The sequence below is a fragment of the Streptosporangium sp. H16 genome, from assembly GCF_051918855.1.
GTDB lineage: Bacteria > Actinomycetota > Actinomycetes > Streptosporangiales > Streptosporangiaceae > Streptosporangium.
The window spans coordinates 35,605-52,207 of sequence record NZ_JBPXMD010000041.1 but is presented as its reverse complement, the minus strand read 5'-3'; the positions used below and the strand labels follow the sequence as shown (position 1 = coordinate 52,207).

13 protein-coding genes and 5 pseudogenes are annotated in these 16,603 nt (G+C 67.2%); 7 read left to right on the top strand and 11 right to left on the bottom strand.

Going from position 1 to position 16,603, the window contains the following annotated elements; all coding sequences use genetic code 11:
- Nucleotides 1-106: 106 nt before the first annotated feature.
- Nucleotides 107-301: a hypothetical protein gene (locus ACTOQ2_RS38650; protein WP_440106144.1), complete on the bottom strand. Its 195-nt coding sequence runs from the start codon at nt 299-301 to the stop codon at nt 107-109.
- A gap of 502 nt (nt 302-803) precedes the next feature.
- On the opposite strand from ACTOQ2_RS38650, the gene ACTOQ2_RS38645 reads away from it, so the two are divergent.
- Entirely contained in the window at nt 804-1,010 is a 207-nt protein-coding gene (locus ACTOQ2_RS38645) for a hypothetical protein (RefSeq protein ID WP_440106142.1), read from the top strand.
- Nucleotides 1,011-1,030: 20 nt separating this feature from the next.
- Here ACTOQ2_RS38645 and ACTOQ2_RS38640 read toward each other — a convergent pair whose 3' ends face one another.
- On the bottom strand, nt 1,031-1,735 hold the full coding sequence (locus ACTOQ2_RS38640) for a GOLPH3/VPS74 family protein (protein WP_440106139.1): 705 nt from the start codon (nt 1,733-1,735) through the stop codon (nt 1,031-1,033).
- A 229-nt stretch (nt 1,736-1,964) separates the two neighbouring features.
- On the opposite strand from ACTOQ2_RS38640, the pseudogene ACTOQ2_RS38635 reads away from it, so the two are divergent.
- Nucleotides 1,965-3,193, top strand: a pseudogene (locus tag ACTOQ2_RS38635) (IS110 family transposase).
- Nucleotides 3,194-3,238: 45 nt separating this feature from the next.
- Here the strand turns inward: ACTOQ2_RS38635 and ACTOQ2_RS38630 are convergent.
- Complete coding sequence (locus ACTOQ2_RS38630; RefSeq protein ID WP_440106137.1) at nt 3,239-3,988, bottom strand: helix-turn-helix domain-containing protein; 750 nt, start codon at nt 3,986-3,988, stop codon at nt 3,239-3,241.
- A gap of 197 nt (nt 3,989-4,185) precedes the next feature.
- On the opposite strand from ACTOQ2_RS38630, the pseudogene ACTOQ2_RS38625 reads away from it, so the two are divergent.
- Nucleotides 4,186-4,521: pseudogene (locus tag ACTOQ2_RS38625) on the top strand (transposase); the annotation flags it as partial.
- Nucleotides 4,522-4,542: 21 nt separating this feature from the next.
- Here the strand turns inward: ACTOQ2_RS38625 and ACTOQ2_RS38620 are convergent.
- Nucleotides 4,543-4,683: pseudogene (locus tag ACTOQ2_RS38620) on the bottom strand (IS110 family transposase); the annotation flags it as partial.
- 454 nt (nt 4,684-5,137) lie between these two features.
- Here ACTOQ2_RS38620 and ACTOQ2_RS38615 point away from each other — a divergent pair.
- Nucleotides 5,138-6,346, top strand: a complete 1,209-nt coding sequence (locus ACTOQ2_RS38615; protein WP_440106135.1) for a hypothetical protein — start codon at nt 5,138-5,140, stop codon at nt 6,344-6,346.
- On the opposite strand, the gene ACTOQ2_RS38610 is transcribed toward ACTOQ2_RS38615, so the two are convergent.
- Together ACTOQ2_RS38610 and ACTOQ2_RS38605 are read right to left on the bottom strand one after the other, a co-directional pair.
- Nucleotides 6,261-6,980 (bottom strand): TIGR03943 family putative permease subunit, encoded by a 720-nt coding sequence (locus ACTOQ2_RS38610; RefSeq protein ID WP_440106133.1) that lies wholly within the window; start codon nt 6,978-6,980, stop codon nt 6,261-6,263. The genes ACTOQ2_RS38615 and ACTOQ2_RS38610 overlap by 86 nt on opposite strands.
- Before the next feature lie 94 nt (nt 6,981-7,074).
- Nucleotides 7,075-7,509, bottom strand: a complete 435-nt coding sequence (locus ACTOQ2_RS38605; RefSeq protein ID WP_440106131.1) for an MFS transporter — start codon at nt 7,507-7,509, stop codon at nt 7,075-7,077.
- Here ACTOQ2_RS38605 and ACTOQ2_RS38600 point away from each other — a divergent pair.
- On the top strand, nt 7,420-8,013 hold the full coding sequence (locus ACTOQ2_RS38600; RefSeq protein ID WP_440106129.1) for an IS5 family transposase: 594 nt from the start codon (nt 7,420-7,422) through the stop codon (nt 8,011-8,013). The two genes, ACTOQ2_RS38605 and ACTOQ2_RS38600, sit on opposite strands and share 90 nt — an antisense overlap.
- On the opposite strand, the gene ACTOQ2_RS38595 is transcribed toward ACTOQ2_RS38600, so the two are convergent.
- Both ACTOQ2_RS38595 and ACTOQ2_RS38590 read right to left on the bottom strand, forming a co-directional pair.
- Entirely contained in the window at nt 7,965-8,234 is a 270-nt protein-coding gene (locus ACTOQ2_RS38595) for a RidA family protein (protein WP_440106127.1), read from the bottom strand. The genes ACTOQ2_RS38600 and ACTOQ2_RS38595 overlap by 49 nt on opposite strands.
- Nucleotides 8,234-9,103 carry a recombinase family protein gene (locus ACTOQ2_RS38590; RefSeq protein WP_440106125.1) on the bottom strand — a complete coding sequence of 290 codons (870 nt, stop codon included), beginning with the start codon at nt 9,101-9,103 and terminating at the stop codon, nt 8,234-8,236. The genes ACTOQ2_RS38595 and ACTOQ2_RS38590 overlap by 1 nt, the downstream gene beginning before the upstream one ends.
- A 459-nt stretch (nt 9,104-9,562) precedes the next feature.
- On the opposite strand from ACTOQ2_RS38590, the gene ACTOQ2_RS38585 reads away from it, so the two are divergent.
- On the top strand, nt 9,563-9,961 hold the full coding sequence (locus ACTOQ2_RS38585) for an MmcQ/YjbR family DNA-binding protein (RefSeq protein WP_440106123.1): 399 nt from the start codon (nt 9,563-9,565) through the stop codon (nt 9,959-9,961).
- A 434-nt stretch (nt 9,962-10,395) separates the two neighbouring features.
- On the opposite strand, the gene ACTOQ2_RS38580 is transcribed toward ACTOQ2_RS38585, so the two are convergent.
- The 3 genes and pseudogenes from ACTOQ2_RS38580 to ACTOQ2_RS38570 all read right to left on the bottom strand — a co-directional run.
- Nucleotides 10,396-11,160: a DinB family protein gene (locus ACTOQ2_RS38580; protein ID WP_386237072.1), complete on the bottom strand. Its 765-nt coding sequence runs from the start codon at nt 11,158-11,160 to the stop codon at nt 10,396-10,398.
- 269 nt (nt 11,161-11,429) lie between these two features.
- Nucleotides 11,430-14,536: pseudogene (locus ACTOQ2_RS38575) on the bottom strand (Tn3 family transposase).
- A gap of 640 nt (nt 14,537-15,176) precedes the next feature.
- Nucleotides 15,177-15,457: pseudogene (locus tag ACTOQ2_RS38570) on the bottom strand (hypothetical protein); the annotation flags it as partial.
- 513 nt (nt 15,458-15,970) lie between these two features.
- Here ACTOQ2_RS38570 and ACTOQ2_RS38565 point away from each other — a divergent pair.
- Nucleotides 15,971-16,522: a hypothetical protein gene (locus ACTOQ2_RS38565; protein WP_440106121.1), complete on the top strand. Its 552-nt coding sequence runs from the start codon at nt 15,971-15,973 to the stop codon at nt 16,520-16,522.
- Nucleotides 16,523-16,603: the final 81 nt, after the last annotated feature.

Here is a 16,603-nt window from a genome sequence, read left to right as displayed (position 1 = left end):
TGCGCGGCAAGGTCGCGATCGATGTGGCGGGCGAAACTGTCGCGCTTCCCCCTCGCATCTCGTAGCGGAACGCTCCACGCCCTCGGGCGCGTACACCATCGGTTGATCAGCAGGAGCGGGTGAGGTCGGCGGACCGGGCCCGCCCCACCCGGGCCGTGGCGAACAACAGGCCACCGGTCAGCACGGCGTCTACCCCGGCGGAGCTGGGCCGGAACCGCGGGACGTCGAGACCTCGGATGCGCAACTCGGCCGACAGGTCGTGCCGGAGCAGCCGGTCGTGGCTGGTGGTCTTGCCCCACATGACGACCGGCTGTGGCCGGCCCGCGCGAAGCAGCGTTCGGCGAGATCGGCCAGACGTTCGATCAGGAGCAGGTCGATCGCTCTGTCCGGGATCGAGAACTCCTCGTGGCGCAGCGGGCCGGTGCGGAAAAGTCCGGCCTCCACGTGACGCTGGGCCCAGATCAGCAGGAAGTCACCGGCCCGGTGAGGACCTTGTCCAACTCAGCCCGGCTGAGTACGAGCGCCGACAAGCACTCAAGAACGTCCACCAAGACGGCATCACCACCAGCATGTACGCGGCCTTCGGCAACAAGGAGCAGCTCGTTGCAGCGCTACGTCGAGGGTCCGGGCAGCTACCTAGACAGTGCTCTGGCCGAGCCGACCGCGCAAGCTGCCACCGAGGCGATTCTGCGCGGTGCGGCCCACACCTCGACCCTTCCGGAAGACTTCGGGGGATGTCTGACGGTTCAGGGCGCGCTGCCGTCGAACGACGAGAGCCGGGCCGTGCACGAGGCGCTGGTCCAGTGGCGCAACGCCGCCAGGCTCAGGTCGAGGAACGTTTCCGGCGCGCCGTCGACGAGGGCGACCTGCCGGGCGACGCCGACCCGACGCAACTCGGCCGATACATCACGACGATCGCGTTCGGCCTCTCGGCGCAGGCCGTCAAGGGTCTCGACCACGCCGAACTCGACGAGATCGTCGACCAGGCGATGCTCCTCCGGCGGCCGTGAGCTCCTCCTGACCTGCCCCGCTACTGGTTCTGCGGCGGGAGGACAGCCGCCGCGACGATCACGTTGCTGACGATGGTTGCGGTGACGGTGCGGGCGACCGCTTCGGCGGCAGCCTCGGCTCCCCAGTTGCCCTGCTCGAGCTTCTGGGCGCGGGTGATGACGGAAGAGGTCCAGGGGATCTCGGGATCGAACTGCGGGAGCGTACGGCTTCCCGACAGCAGCGCCGCGAGCGCGGCGACCCGAGGTTGCGGCTCCACGCCGTCGACCAGCACCGCCCGCACGTCGGAGAGCAGACCGGCCCGCCGGCCGGTTCCGCCGTCCTCGAGGACCTTCATGTCGAACAGACCGAGCGCCTTGCGGGTGGACTCGCGGATGTCGCCGCGGATGATGAGCCGGTCGAGCAACGGGCTCCGCAGGGTCGGCCCGATCGCGGCGAGCGTCGCCTGCACCCCTCGGGGCTTCACGGCGACGTAGTCCCACGCCGATCGCAGGGTGTCGTCCGCGGGGGGACGGTCCGTGACGGCCTCCACCCGGGTCGATCCGCCCCAGCCGGGGATGGTTCGCACGTGTCCACCGAGGCCGAGATCGGCGAGCACCGCACCCCCGAGAACGTAGAAGAGCGTGTTCTCGCCGGCGATGACACCGGTGCCCCGCATCCCCGCGTTCGGCTGGAACAGGAGCAACAGGAGGTCTTCGCCCAGGGTGGCGGTCCCGAGCTGAGCCATGGTGTCTTCCCTAAGATCGATTTGTCTGGAGTGAGTCGCTCTGGATGCCCAGAGCGATGGGGTGTGGCTGATGGTTGGTTGCCGCGGTTGTGGCTTGAAAGGAATAGCCGCCCCGTTGTTCTGGACGCCCTGGCCGCTGATTGAGATCTGATGCGAATCGTCGCTGTTCAGGGACCTGCCGGCGGGGTCGTCCACGGGGTTGACCTGCAAGAACGGAAAGGCGGGCCGGGTGACGGCGACGAGCGTGTGGATCGGCATCGACGCGGGCAAAAGACCAGCCACCATGCGGTGGCGATCGATGCGGCGGGCAAGAAGCTGTGGTCGGTCAAGGTCGGTAACGGCCAGCGGCAGATCGAGGAGCTGATCGAGCGCGCCACGGCCACGGCCGCTAAGACCGGCGCTCGGGTGCGATGGGCTGTGGACCTGGTCAGCCCGGTCGCCGCGTTGCTGCTGGCCACCTTGCTGACCAGCGGCCAGAACGTGGTCTATGTGCCCGGCCGGATGGTCAACGGCATGGCCGGGATCTTCCGCGGCGAGGGCAAGACCGACGCCAAGGACGCCCGGATCATCGCCGACACCGCCCGGATGCGCGGTGACCTGACCGAGCTGAGCGCCACCGACGAACTGGTGGTCGAGCTGACCCGGCTGACCTCCTATCGAGCCGATGTGATGGCCGATTGGGTGCGCGGTGTGAACCGGCTGCGTGACCTTCTCACCAGCATCTTCCCCGCGTTGGAGGCCAGCTTCGACTTCTCCACCCGCCCGGCACTGATCTTGGTGTCCGGCTACTGCACGCCCGAGGAGATCCGCCGGGCCGGCCACGAGGGCCTGGCCACCTTCCTCCACGAGGAAGGCGCCTGGCGCAAAGGCATCGACGCCATGGTCACGACCGCGCTGGCTGCGGCCGGCCGGCAGACGGTCGCGCTGCCCGGCGAGGCCACCACGGCGATCCTGGTCAAGAAGCTCGCCCGTCAACCGCTGGGGCTGGACCGGGAGATCAAGGACACCGACAAGCTGATCGCCCAGCGATTCCGCACCCACCCGCAGGCGCACATCATCGAGAGCCTGCCCGGCATGGGCCCGCTGATCGGTGCCCAGTTCGTCGTCGCGACCGGCGGTGACGTGCGGGCCGCCTTCACCCACGCGGGCCGCCTGGCCTCCTATGCCGGGCTGGCGCCCGTGCCGCACGATTCGGGTCGGATCACCGGCAACAACCGCCGCCCCAAGCGCTTCAACCGGCCGCTGCGCCAGGTGTTCTACATGGCCGCGCTGTCCAGCATCCGCGCCGACGGCCTCTCGCGTGCTTTTTACCAGCGCAAACGGGATGAGAACAAGCTTCATACCCAGGCCCTACTCGCGCTCGCGCGCCGACTGGTCGACGTGCTGTGGGCTCTGCTGCGCGACAACCGGGTCTTCTCCCCGGTCCCGCCACAGCAGGTCACAGCTCTTGCCGCTTGACGTGGTCATTGAGATTCCTTTCGATTCGGGATGCGACGCAGGTGCTCAGGCCGGAGAGTTGAGCCCCCGTTCGCGGCGCAGTTGCTCCTGCGCGAGAATGCCGGCCCGGCCCAGCACATCGACCTGGGCGGCGTTGTAGAGCCCGACGACGGCGTCGATGAACGTCTGGCGCGTGACGTGCTCGCTCTTCGACAGATGCCGGGCGGGATCGCACAACCAGGGATAGTCGACCAGATGCTGCGCCAGCCGCGCGGCGAGCTTCTCGGCGAGGTTCTGGCGGGTCGCCTCGTCGGCGTCGGGCGGCAGGGTGTCGATGTCGTGGCTGATGGGATCCGTATCGGCGTCCACCATGCGCCGCAGGTCCTTCATCGCGTCGTCGTCGTAGAGCTGGCTGAAGACGTGGATGAGCGAGGTGTCGGACACGGTCAGCCGCGGCGCGACCGACTCGAAGCCGGCGGGCGCGTCGGCCGGCGCCCCGTCGCGCAGAATGATCGCGATGTCGGAGCGGGCTCGGCGCAGACGCTCGACCTCGGCCGCCAGGTCGGCGTCGACCTGGCGCAGCACTTCCGGAGCGGGGGCGCCGCCCGAGGTGATCGCGCCGATCCGGGAAAGGGGTACACCCAGCTCTACGAGACGCCGGATGCGCAGGAGGACGACGAGATGCTGTATCCCGTACTGCTTGTATCCGTTCGCCCGGCGTTCGGGCTCGTCGAGCAGGCCGAGCCGGTGGTAGTGCCGAATCGTGTTCACCGTGGTGCCGGCGAGTTTCGCGAGCTCACGGGTGCTCCAGGCCACGTCGGTTCCTTCCTGGGTCTGACCCGGCGGTCGGCTGTCAGGTGCTGGCTCGCAGTTGACACCGTGTTCCCACCACAGGGTCAATGCGCCGACGACTCGGATCTTGAAAGCTTCCTTAAGAGCGCCTAACAGCATGAGTCCCCCTGTGCTTTGATCTCTCGCTGTAGCGACGGTGAGAGGAGCAGCGGGTGGCGCGGCTGAAGCCGTGGGAGGTCAGCGACGAGTTGTGGACGGTCATCGAGCCGCTGCTGCCGAAACACCAGCGCCGAGCCCGCTGGCCAGGACGCAAACGGCTCGATGAGCGCCTGGCCCTGCAGGGCATCTTGTTCGCGCTGCACACCGGCATCGCCTGGGAGCACCTGCCGCAAGAACTGGGCTACGGCTCAGGTATGACGTGCTGGCGGCTGAACGAGTGGCACAAGGCCAGCGTCTGGCAGCGCCTGCACGAGGTGCTCCTGGCCCGGCTGCGCGCCGCCGATGCTCTCGATTTCTCCCGCGCCGCGGTGGACTCCTCCCACATCAGAGCCCTAAAAGACATCCCAGGGGCTTCAACGTCAAGCGGCGGCTTCGTTGTGGTGCGGCCAGGCGGTGATCTCGCTGTAGAGGGTGCCGGTTTTGAGGCATCCGTGCAGGATGCCGACGAGCCGGTTGGCGACCTGGCGCAGTGCCGCTCGATGACCGACGCCGCGGGCGCGGGCCTGTTAGATGAGACTGCCTCAGATTGAGTGATACAGGACATCCGCGCCGTCGACCGCTGGCGCGACAACGCCATGCGAAACGTCGGCCTGTAAGCCCACCCGGAACCGGACGACACCACCTGGCCCTCACCGGCCAGACCAGCCGGGAACGCCCCTGCACCCGCACCAGGCTGAGCGCCTCGCGAGACTTCTCTGAGCGTCCCTGAGACGCTCGCACGCTTCCGCCACCGCGGCCGCCGACACCGGAAACGCCTCTCACGGCACCGCGCCTCCCCCCGGCTCAAGGGGTACGGTTGTCGAACCCGGCCAGGCGAAGAGACGGGCACCCGGGCCGAGGGGCTTCCGTCGTCCCGGAAGGCGCCACCGACATCCTGACGACGACTCTCATTGTTTCGTTTCGAACGAATGAAGAGCTGATCGTTTTCGAACGGTACGATGCTAACCTTTGCGCGTGAGCGACGCCTCTTCCCGCGCGACCGAGACCGATCCGGCCCACGATGCGAGTCCGGACGATGTCGATACGGGGCGTATGTGCGCCCGTTCGGGGTGTGCCAACCGGCTCGAGCCGCTGGGCCGCGGTGGCCGTCGCAGCGGCCGTCCGGCCCTGTACTGCGGAGACGCCTGCCGCGCCGCCGCTCACCGCGCCCGCACCGCCGCCCACACCCCGGTGGTCGTCGAAGCCCTGCGCCGCACCGGCGCGCTGAACGGCGATCTGCTGAGCGCGGGCGAGCAGTGGAGCGCCCAGCTGGCCGCCTTCACCGAAGCGCTGACCGTCGCGACCACCGGCGCGCTCACCCAGATCGACGCCGCAGAACAGGCCGCAGAAGAGGCCCGCGCCGCCGCGGCGGCCGCCGAGCAGCGCGCCACCGAACGCGTCACCGCCGCCGACCGGCGCGCCGCCGCCGCCCACGACAGCGCCGAGGCCGCCACCGCCGCAGGTGAGAAGGCCGTGGAGAAGGCAGCCGCGGCGCAACAGCGCGCCGAGGAGTCCGAACGCGCGGCCTGGCGTACGGCCGGCGAGCACGAATCCGCCCGGGCACGCGCCCAGCAGGACGCCACCGCGGCCGCCGAGCGCGCCGCCGCCGCCGAGCGCGCGGTCCGGCGGATCACCTCCGAGCGCGACGCCCTGCAGGGAGTCCTGGACGCCGAACGCCGCCACAACGCCACCGTGGCCGCAGAACACGACCGGCGGACCGCCACTTTGGAAAACGCCCTGGCCGACCGCACCGCCGACCTCGATCAGGCGCGTACCGACCTCAACACCACCGCCGGTCGCGCCGAGCGCGCCGAGAACGCCCGCGAGAAGGCCCACCGGGAAGCCGAGGCGGCCCGCGCCGAGACCGGCCGCGTACGCGAGGAACTCACCGCGCAGCTCACCCGCCTGGAGGAGGAGCTCACCGCCGAACGTGCCGACCTGCGGCGAACCCAGGCCCAGCGCGACCAGGCACAGACCGCGATCGCGGTGGCCGACACCCGGCTGGAAGCCCTGCGGCAGGCACTGGAACGGGCCGAACAGCGCGCCCAGGCCGCCGAGCAGCGCGAAGCCGCCGCCCAGCAGACGATCAGCCGCCTCCTCACCCTTCGGACACCGCCGCAGGCCCCGTCGACCGAGGACCCGGGTGACATCCCGCCTCACGAGAACCTCCCTGAGCGCCCCTGAGACGCTCGCCCCTTCCTCCGTGGTCTTGGGCGTTACTCGTTTGCTCGTCGGGGGGATCGATCCTGGTGAGGCTCTTGCCGGTCATCTGGGGGTAGACGACGCCGGTGGTCATCGTGCCGAAGGTCTGCGGGATCCAGGTGCCGGTGACCTCGACCCAGGTGTCGGCGGGTGGTGCCTGCAGTCCCCTGACCGCGACCTTCAGCGGGAAGGCGTCGGCGGCGCAGCAGGCGATCTGCATGCGAGTGACGTACCACTGGCCCTTCTTCTTCGCCGGTGAGACGAAGCCGGTCAGCTTGACCTCGCGGCCGGTGAGGGATTTCTTGTCGTCGTCCCAGGCGCGGCCGATGAAGTCGCCGACGGTCATCTCCACGGGGCCGGTGCCGGTGAGCGGGGTGAAGGAATTCAGGGTCTGGTCGCGGGGCGGCGGGGTGTCGTCGCGGGCCGGGCTCTCCTTCGTCCGGGACGCCTGGAGCAGTCCGATGACCCCCAACGCCACCAGCACCACCCCTGTGCTGATCAGGAACGGCCGAAAACCGGGTTTGACGTAGTTGAGGTAGGTCGTGGAGAACGCCGAGATCCGCAGCACGGCGCCGCCCAGCAGGGTCAGGAGGAGGTTCTGGGTCACACGGTTCATCGGGGGGCGCGGGTTCCTTCCATCGTGCCGGTGCCCGGGGCCGAGCTGTCGGCGTGCCCGGGGGTGCGGAGCGAGTCGGTACCTTGATCGGTAGTTAGATCCTGTTTTGTGGATTTTTCGCCTCTCCTCTCGTCGGAGGCGAACGCCGGATGCGGATGCCCGCGACCATCCAGGACCCACCGGCGACCGCCATGACCAGGCCGAGAACGACGAAGACCACGCTCACTCCCAGCCGGTCGATGAGCATGCCGGTGACGGCGGACGAGACGCCGAGGCTGAAGGTCGCGGTGGCGCTCCACAAGGAGGTGACCCGCCCGCGGGTCTCGTTCGGTGTCGCGGTCAGCAAAGTGGTCATGGCCGCCGGGCCGTACACCACTTCGCCACCGGCACCCGCCACACAAAAAGGGGCCGCAGTGATCGAACGCCAGGACGAATCCCTGTGGCGGAACCTGCACGCCCGCCTGAGGGAGGTGGCGAAGCAGGTAAGGCTCTTGGCCGATCGCGAGGCGGTTTCACCACTAAGCTCCACTTGAGTGCTGAAGGCCGCTGCCGTCCGCTGTCCCTCATCGTCACACCAGGTCAGCGGGCCGATTGCACCCAACTACAGCCGGTGCTGGAGAAGATCCGGGTACCCCGGCCCGGACCGGGCAGACCAGCGAAGAAGCCCGATAGCCTCGCCGCTGACAAGGCATACAGCAACGGTCCATGCCGCCAATACCTGCGTCGGCGCGGCATCCGCCACACCATCCCTGAGAAGAGCGACACCCAGGCCGCCCGCCTGCGCAAAGGCTCACGCGGCGGACGGCCACCCGCCTTTGACAAGGACCGCTACAAGAATCGCAACACTGTCGAGAGGGCCATCGATAGGCTCAAACAGTCACGGGCCGTGGCCACACGGTATGACAAGCGCGGCTACGTCTTCCTCGGCACCGTCTACTGTCGCAGCCCCCGTCCTGTGGCTCCGCTCATGACCGACTACGGCATCTACCGCGCAGCGACAGCCTCGACTTCCAACAGCCACGCTTCGTCGTAGATGTCTGTGATGATGACCGTCAGAGCCGGAGCGTGGTCGCCGAGCACCTCGCGCCGGATGGCGGAGTTCTCCTCCCGATACGCCCTGTCAGACAGGAACGTGGTTACCTTGACCAGGTCGGACAAGCCCATCCCGTGATGAGCCAGCGCAGCCGCCAGGTTGGCCCAGACCTGTCGGCACTGCGCGGCGAATCCGGGGTTGAGGAACAGCGGTACAGCCATTAGCGGTGAGAATGATCTTCATCGGCTTCGTCGTGTTCGCGGAGCATCCGCAGGACGGTCGCGGGTGAGGGATGTCGGCCCTTCTTCTTGCCCTTGGTGATGACGAGTTTGGCCGCGATCTCGCGCAGGCTGAGGTTCTTCTCGCGCAGGTGGAGGGCCAGGGAGAGCATGGCGTCGTCGGTGACGGTGGCGCCGCCGATGGTCTGGCCGCGGGTACGGGCTGACTCGTGGCCTTCCAGGGTGCGGTCGCGGATGTACTCGCGTTCCATGCCGGAAAGCGCGGCGAGCACGGTGAACACGATCCCGGACGGGTCGTGGTTGCCCTGAAGTTCGCCGGTGAGGAATTCCAGGGCGACGCCATAGGACTTGAGCTGCTCGGCGAGCTCAGCCAGGGCCAGGCCGCGTCCGAGGCGCTTGTGCTCGTGGACCACTAGCGTGACACCGAGGCTGGCGGCCCGCAGCTCCCGCGCGAACTCCACCGCACGGTCGAGCTCGGGACGACTGACGGCGCGGGTTGAGATCTTCTCGGAGAAGATCTTCGTCACGCCCGCGGCGGTGAGAGAGTCGAGCTGGGTGTCGAGCGACTGCCGGGCTGTGGACGCGCGAGCGTACCCGATCCGGACGTGCCCGCTCAGCTCGGCCCCGGAGCTTGCGTGGCGGGGCAGTTCGACCCACGGAGTGCCCGGCTTGCGGATCGGCGGGGTGACAACCGTCAGGGCCTTGGCGAGCGAGGGGATGAGGCGGAACCGGGCGGTGTGGTAGTTGATCGCCACCCTGCCCTTGCTGGTCCGGCAAGGTGACCCGGCGGGCGCGGCACAGCTGGACATGGGGCAGCCGTGGGTTTCCACGCTGAGGTACCCGTCATTCACCCGGCGAGTGTTTCATGGGGTCGTTTCATGTGGCTACAGTTTTGAAACGACCTATGAAACGGCGAATGCCCTGTTCGCGATCTCCGGTGAGAACTGTTTCATGTGTGCTCGTCTATGAAACGCCCGCCGGGATCGACCGGAAGTGATCTCGCGGGCCCAGCCTTCAGCCGACCGGTTCTGTGGGACGAGATCTTCCGGGGCCCGCGATCCAGTTTTAGTAGTACTGATGCATCAGGTTGGTTGCCCAGGGGGCTTGCCGTACCTCGTCCTGCGGCGCGAACTCGCGGAGGTACGGTTTGATGTCCAGCACCGGCGTGCCTCCAGGGCGTCAAGATCGGCCACGTGAAGCGCGCGTCCAGGGCCCGATAGTCCTATGACGTCGGCGCGGCCCCGCCAACCCCGGAGACTCTGATGTGCTGATGTCCTACCCGGCGGGCAGGATGGGCGCGGGAGGTACAGATGAGCGACATCGCGGACGTTCCACCCGCCGTTGTGGGCCGGCTCCGGGTGATCTGCGGGGAGCTGCCCGAGGCGTACGAGGAGCCGGCGTGGATCGGCTTGCGGTGGCGGATTCGCCGGGGGACGTTCCTGCACGTCTACACCACCGACGAGAGGGGGTCGGCGTACATCGATATGGACGATCCGGCCATCCTGATGACCTTCCGGGCGCCGCCCGGGGAGTTGGCCGCGCTGGCGCATGCCGGCCCTCCGTTCTTTCGGGCCGACTGGGGTGTGAATGTCGTGGGAATGGTGCTGGACGACGAGACGGACTGGGTCGAGGTTGCCGAGCTGGTGACGGACAGCTATCGCGTGCAGGCGCCCCGCCGCCTCGCGTTCCGGCTGAAGGCAGGTGGATGAACCGCCGGCTACCTCCCCACGTTGCCGCTTATCCAGGTTCGGTGCTGAGAAACATTCCTATTCACGGTGGGATAGGACGGGTTGCCACACTGGCCAGAGATATTTCAGGAGACGATTCCGATGACGACATCACCCAGTGCCGCATGCTCCGGCCGTCTGGCCGGATTTGCGGGTGCAGTTCATTCCGGGCGTGATCGGCTTCACGAACTGGTAGATGCCTTCGCAGGTCCACCGCGGAGTGACATCGAGGAAGACCTCGCGTCGTTCGTTGGGAAGCCCGCATTGCTGGTCTTTCCGTAGCCGGTCGTGACTACCTCGCCGGTCGGCACCGCGCCCTGGCTGGGCAGTGCGGGTGCGATGAGGGGCTCCGACAGCAAGAATGGGCTGGTCAAGCGTAGGATCGCGAGATCGCCGTCCATTGCCGGGACGCGCCTTCACTCGGTTCGGGCACCGGCCTCGAGCACGGTGAGGTCGCGGACCGCATACCGGTGATGCTCGGCCTCTTCCTTGCACACCACCGTGAGGCAGCGGCGCACGACGTACTCCTTGTCCGGGTAGGGGTCGGCCGGCTTGCGACCACATACCCGGTCGAGCTCGGCCTCGGTGAGCTCGTCGACGACCCGGCGCATCGTGGCCATGCGGGCGAGCCGCGGCGCGAGTACCTCGTCGAGCGTCGGGGTGGCATCGAGGGTGAGCCCGAGCTTCGCCGATGCTTCGGCCGGCATCCCGCCGGCAGGAAGGCCCAACGGGTGGTACGGCGCGTCCTCCTCGAGCACGGCGTTGCCGATCCAGGCATCGCTGGCCATCAGCAGATGCCGCTGCGTCTCGACGAACGACCACTCGCCGTCGACCTGCTCGTGCAGCTTCGCCTCGGGTAGGCGTCTGGCGCGGTCGAGCGTCTCCTCCCATTGCTTCTCGATGGCATCCCAAGCGGCCCGGTATTCGGCGGCGGACGTGGCCTCACGGGCCAGCACCCGGTTGGGATGCAGCCGGTCGAGCTCGGCCTCGACGTAGGCGGTCACGTCGACGTCGTTGACAACGACACGCTCGAAGCCGCCACCGAGGGAGACGTTGCCCCCATAGCAGTCCACGATCTTCAGGCCGGTGACGTCGCAATCGCGAATCGCGAGGCCGGAGAGGTCGCTCAGGTGGATGCGGGCACCACGGAACTGGTCACTTTGGGTGTACTCAGCAGGCATTGGGACAGTTTCCCGTATCCGTCCCGCCCGTGCCAGTGAATGGCACAACGTGAGGGTTGCGTGTTGCGTCCGGGAGGGGGAGTGCGGGATCGAGCATCTTGGCGAGCGCTCGACGATCGATCTTGCCCGCACGGTTGAGGGGGTCGGAGTGATTTGGAACGAAATCCCGATCCTGGACAAGGTCAGACGGGGTCGCCATGATCACGAATTTGGCGGCTGGGCGCATGCCTTTTACTTACGACCCCTCATGGGCGGGTTAAGGCCTGCAATCAGCCCTCGTCTTCTTCGTGCTGGGAGGGGTCTCGTAGCGGGCGAAGGCCTTCGCCGGGCTGGGAGGCGATGAAGTTGTAGCGGCCCAGCGTGTTGATGTGCTTATAGCCGAGGGGTGAGAGCCGGGCCACGTCCTCGTCGAGCACTTCTCGGTCCTTGGGCGGATGGGCACGCAGCTGTTCCACGGCGGCATCCAGGTAGCGGCTGTTCCACAGGACAATCGCGTTCAGGATCAGGCCGAGGGATCCGAGCTGATCCTCCTGGCCCTCACGGTACGCCTGGTGGATACGGCCGCGCCGACCGTGGCAGATCTCCCGGGCCAGCGTGTGGCGGGCTTCTTGGATAGTGAGCTGCCGGTTGACCCGGCGCCGGTAGGTGTCATCGACCGGGTCGATCACGGCGAGGAGATGGAGAGTCTTGGCGATGCGGCCGTACTCCTCGAAGGCCTGCCCGAGCGGCGTGGGGCGGCCTTCGCGGCCGAACATGCGCAGCAGGTCATAGGCGCGGACCTGGTTGGTGATCAGCGACCCGGCCACGCGCAGCATGTCCGGCCACCAAGTGATGATCTTCTTAAGGTTGATCTTGTTGCAAGCTAGCGCGTCCACTGGGCCGTAGCTGCCACGGGCTTGGTCGGGCAGGTCGGCGTACCAGAACCGCTGGTCGACCAGGTCGGCGAAGCGAGGTGAGAAGCGGTAGCCGAGGATGTCGAACAGGCCGAAGACCATGTCGGAATAGGAGGCGTTGTCAGTGGTGACCATCTCCGGCTTGATGCCGCCGTCCAGGTTCAGCAGGGTGTCGAGAATGTACAGGCTGTCGCGCGGGGTGCCGGGCACCACCATCTGCCCGATCCCGGACACCTGGTCGTTGATCGCGTTGAGCCAGGTGAGTCCGCGCTTGAAGTGGAAATACTTCGGCGACGGCCCGGTGTTGATGCTGCGTTTGGGCACGACGAAGCGCAGCCCGTCGACCGAGGCGAGCAGCCCGCCGCCCCAGCCGTTCACAATGGGCACCTCGCTCTGGGCCTGGATGAGCAGCGCGTTGGCCGCCGCCAGAGTCTCACCGCGCAGGTAGTACTGGTCCGCATGCGCCAGCCGGTCCCGCGTCAGTGCCCGCACATTCGAGTTGATCACCGGAGACAGGCCGATGTTGCAGGCCTCGCTGGTCAGCAACGCCACCAGCGAGGTAGCCAGATCCTCCATCCGAGTGGAGCCATCGGCGGCGTGGACGAAGGCGTCCAGGAATCCGGTCCAGGAGTGCACCTCGAACAGCAGATCCGGCAGATCGATGCGGGGCAGCATCGCGGCGGTCGTCGCCCGTAGCCAGCGCAGCATCTCGCTTTCGCCCAGCGCGCCGAGCCGCTCCACGTTCAGCTTGGGGCGTCCCCTCTCCGGGACCACGATGGAGATTTTGGCCTCTTCGCCCGCTTCCTCTAGTCGGTCGGCCATCTGCCGCCAGGCGGCATCCAGCACGTGCACCCGCTCAGCCAGATGCTCGATAGTCCCAGACCCGCCAGGACGTCTTCGCGGACCGCCTGCCACTGCGCTCCGTCCAGCAGCCGGGCGCGAGGATCGGACCAGCGGTGCGAGGGTGAGGCGAAGATGTCACGCCGCAGCAGCGCCCGCATGAGCTGCTCCAGCACGCACATCACATAAGCATCGCGATCGACCGACCCGGCCAGCAGGTCGGGGTTGGCGTACACGGCGCGCCGCCACATCGGCGGCACCAGCTTCTCATCGATCTCCTTGGGCAGCAGCGCCCGCTGCTTCACCTTGCGGCGGGCCAGCGCAGGCAGCCGCCGTACCGCGGCCAGCACCCGCTTGCCGCCGGAGGCGGCGCCCAGCGCCGGCGACTCACCCAGCAGCGTCAGGAACGGTCGGACCGTGTTGGAGCGGTCGGTCAGCGCACGTCGCATCGCACTGTCGCCGCCATCGTCTTCTGGGCTGATCAGAGATTCGACCTGCTCGAGCGCCTGATGTACCTCGGCGCGTGAGGCCACGGTCGCCACCGCCGCCCACAACGCGGCGACATCCAGGTCCGTCTGGGTCTCCTCCACCGCCTGCAGCCGCTCGATCAACACCCGGGAAGCCCTCGCCAGGATCCGGGAGGCTCTCTCCAATTTCGGCAGCATGGCCAGGCGCTCCTTGTCGGTCCCGCGCCGGGCCGGGTTGATCAGCTTGGTGGACATCAGCAGCGCGAACAGATCCAGCGCGTCGTCGATGGCCATCGCTTCCAGGTGACGCACCAGGGTGCACACCAGCGCGGTGCGCTTGGGCTCGCTGGGCCGTCCCAGGTTGGAGGTCTTGCTGTTCATCGCCTGCCGAGCCAGTGCCGACAGTCTGTTCGGCGGCACATGCGCGAGCTTGAGCCGTCCCAGGTCGAAGGCGGAGATCTCCTCTACCCGATGCAGCGCCTTGGCCAGGCTGCTGCCGGAGTTGCGAGTCGGTGGTTTCCGCAGCCGCTCCAGATCCGACCATCGCTTGCCTTTCGGGATCTCCAGCAGTGCGAGTAGCTGGCCGGGCAGCGCCGGATCCACCTGGCGGGTGGCCTTGGCGACCGTCGCGTGCAGCCGGCTCTCCGCTGCCTTGCGGACCTCGGAGACCTGCCGGGCCAGCACATGGACGCCGGGTAAGAGCACCCGATGCCGGCGCAGCCAGCCCACCGCGTGGTCGAACAGAGCGACCGGTCCCTCGGCGTGGATCCACGCCCGGCCGTGGAGGAAGGTCCGGAATTTCCGGCCCATCTCGTGATCCTCGTACACCTTGTAGCCGTAGGCGTCGCGAATCTCCCACGCATGCTCGTAGGCCGTCTGCTTGCGGCGGGTATACGCTTTCACCCACGAGGGATCGGCGATGTCGAGTTGCTCGGCCAGGTACTCCACCACCGGCCACGGCACCTCCAGCGGATCCTCCAAGAACAGCCCGACGTAGCGAACCGTCGTCAGTTGGAGAGCGAACCCGAGCTGGTGCGAGCGCGTGCGGCGCAACGCGATCAAGTCCCGGTCGACATCGTCCAGATAGAAGAACCGCTCCAGCTCCGACCGCATCGGCACCTCGGCGAACGTCCCATACGCCGCAGCCTGCTCATCCGTCAGAAACTCAACCGGCATGAAGCGGACGATAGCTACCTGATCGGCTGGTTCGTCCGCATCGTGATCGAACTGTAGTGCTCACGACCAGCGAAAACGCCAAGATCATTCTCACCGCTAATGGCTGTACCGCTGTTCCTCAACCCCGGAATCCGTCTGGGAGGCTGCTGTCCGGCGCCACCGGAATCTGTCCGGAGACATGGACCAGGCGTGCAGGAGCGGTGATCTCGTACGAGTGACGGTAGCCGCCACCACCAGGAACTATCGGGCCAGGAGTAATCATGCGCAGATCGTGACCGCACAGCAAATCCGCAGCAACCGAGATAATCCGCCCTGACGACCGCGACGCATTAGCCCGTCCTTTTGATCGCCCGGACAGAACCTAGCCACGGTAGCTGCGCCGGGCGTGGCCCGCGGGCGCCATGAGCACATCCGACACCCGAGGATGCGGCACGGCTTTGAAACCAGTACCGGCCGACTAACACCAAAGATCAACAAGCCTGGTCAGAGCGGTCTCATCGTGGAAGCAGCGGCTCAAGCGGAGCCGTCCCGGGAAGCACGGACGCTGGCGTCAGTTCGCCCCGCGCCAGTGCACAGAGGCGAGCGCGGTGGCCCTCCAGCAGGCGGCACAGCAGCTGGGCGGTCGCGGTGTGCGCGCCCCTTACAGAAGCCTCCAGCAATCCCGGCACGGTTCACACACGATGGCTCCGCGTAGATGAAGGCCCGCGAGGTAGCTTTCGGGGTCTTGTCGAAGCGGAAAGCCGGCCCGCGCCACTCCTTGATCCGATCGATGCGGCGTTCGGCCGTGTTGCGCTGCTCATACAGCTCTGGATCATGACTGACCGGGCGGCCACCACGGGAACCGCGGTTCTTACGGTTGGCCGCCTGGTCACTTTTTTCGGGGATGACGGCCTTGATAAGGGGTGAAAGCCTGCCTCGGCTGCATTCGTTCACCTGTGCCAAGCCTCCGTTTGACAGTTCGTCCTCGCATGAACGCAATGCCTGTACTGGAGGCCGGCCGACCTGCACGGCTTCGGCGAGTCACCGAAAGGTGGGCTCCGATATCCCGCATGTGATGGGAATGGATTGCGTAGCAGGACGTCGGTTGAATGGTCGCCGCGCCCAAAGGATGTGCGGCTCGTTCACCGTGTGGCATGAATTTCCATTCCATCTCGGTATTCATTTCATCTGGCGACACCTGCACCGGTCCTCGTGGCGATACGGCGCAGATTCCCAATGCGGTCCGGCCGCACTCTTTTAACACGCCGGAAACATGATCACCAAGTGCGGTCGAGTCGCAACTCGGCGCGAAATTGCCGCCATTGAATCTTTCTTGTCATGCTATTAGGGAAAATAGTTCACCTGGCGTACACCAGATGGCACTTTTGTCGCGGTTATATGCGGGCTCAAGAGAAATGGAGACGCCAGCCGGGGTGTCCCAAAATCGGAGCAAAAATGTCTGATACCAAAAGGGCCTGGGCTCGGCCCGGCCGCAGGATGATCGCCGTCGCGATGAGCGCCGCCCTGACGCTGGCCCTGGGGCTGACGATGCCCGCGCCCGCCCAGGCCTACGTCGGCGTCGGCAACCTGAAGAACTACGCGACCAACCGTTGCCTGGACAGCAACTGGGCCGGCGAGGTGTACACGCTGCCGTGCAGCCCTCGTGACACCAACGACCACCAGCTTTGGGAGCCGATCCTCCAGCATCGTGGCGACGGCATCCCCGGCTCGCATCTTCGCTTTGACCTCGTAGTTTTGAAGAACAGGGCGACAGGCCGGTGCCTCGCCCGCATCAGCTCGGGAGCTCTCAGGACGACCGTCGAGTGCGAGGACAACGACTCGTCTTCCGCCCGTGAGTGGTTCGCTCAGGGTACGAGCTGGAACAAGGTCATCTTCTCCCTGTGGTGGGGCAACACGAGTTACGCGGTCGACAGCGACCATGCCGGCAACGCTTACGCGCAGGCGTGGAACGGTGGCCTCCACCAGCAGTGGAACCACGACGCGTAAGCGCGTCACCGAGTTCTCGCGTCGTCCGGCCTCGCCGGGGACGGAGGGAAGTCACCTCCGCCCGTCCATCGCCGGCGGGGC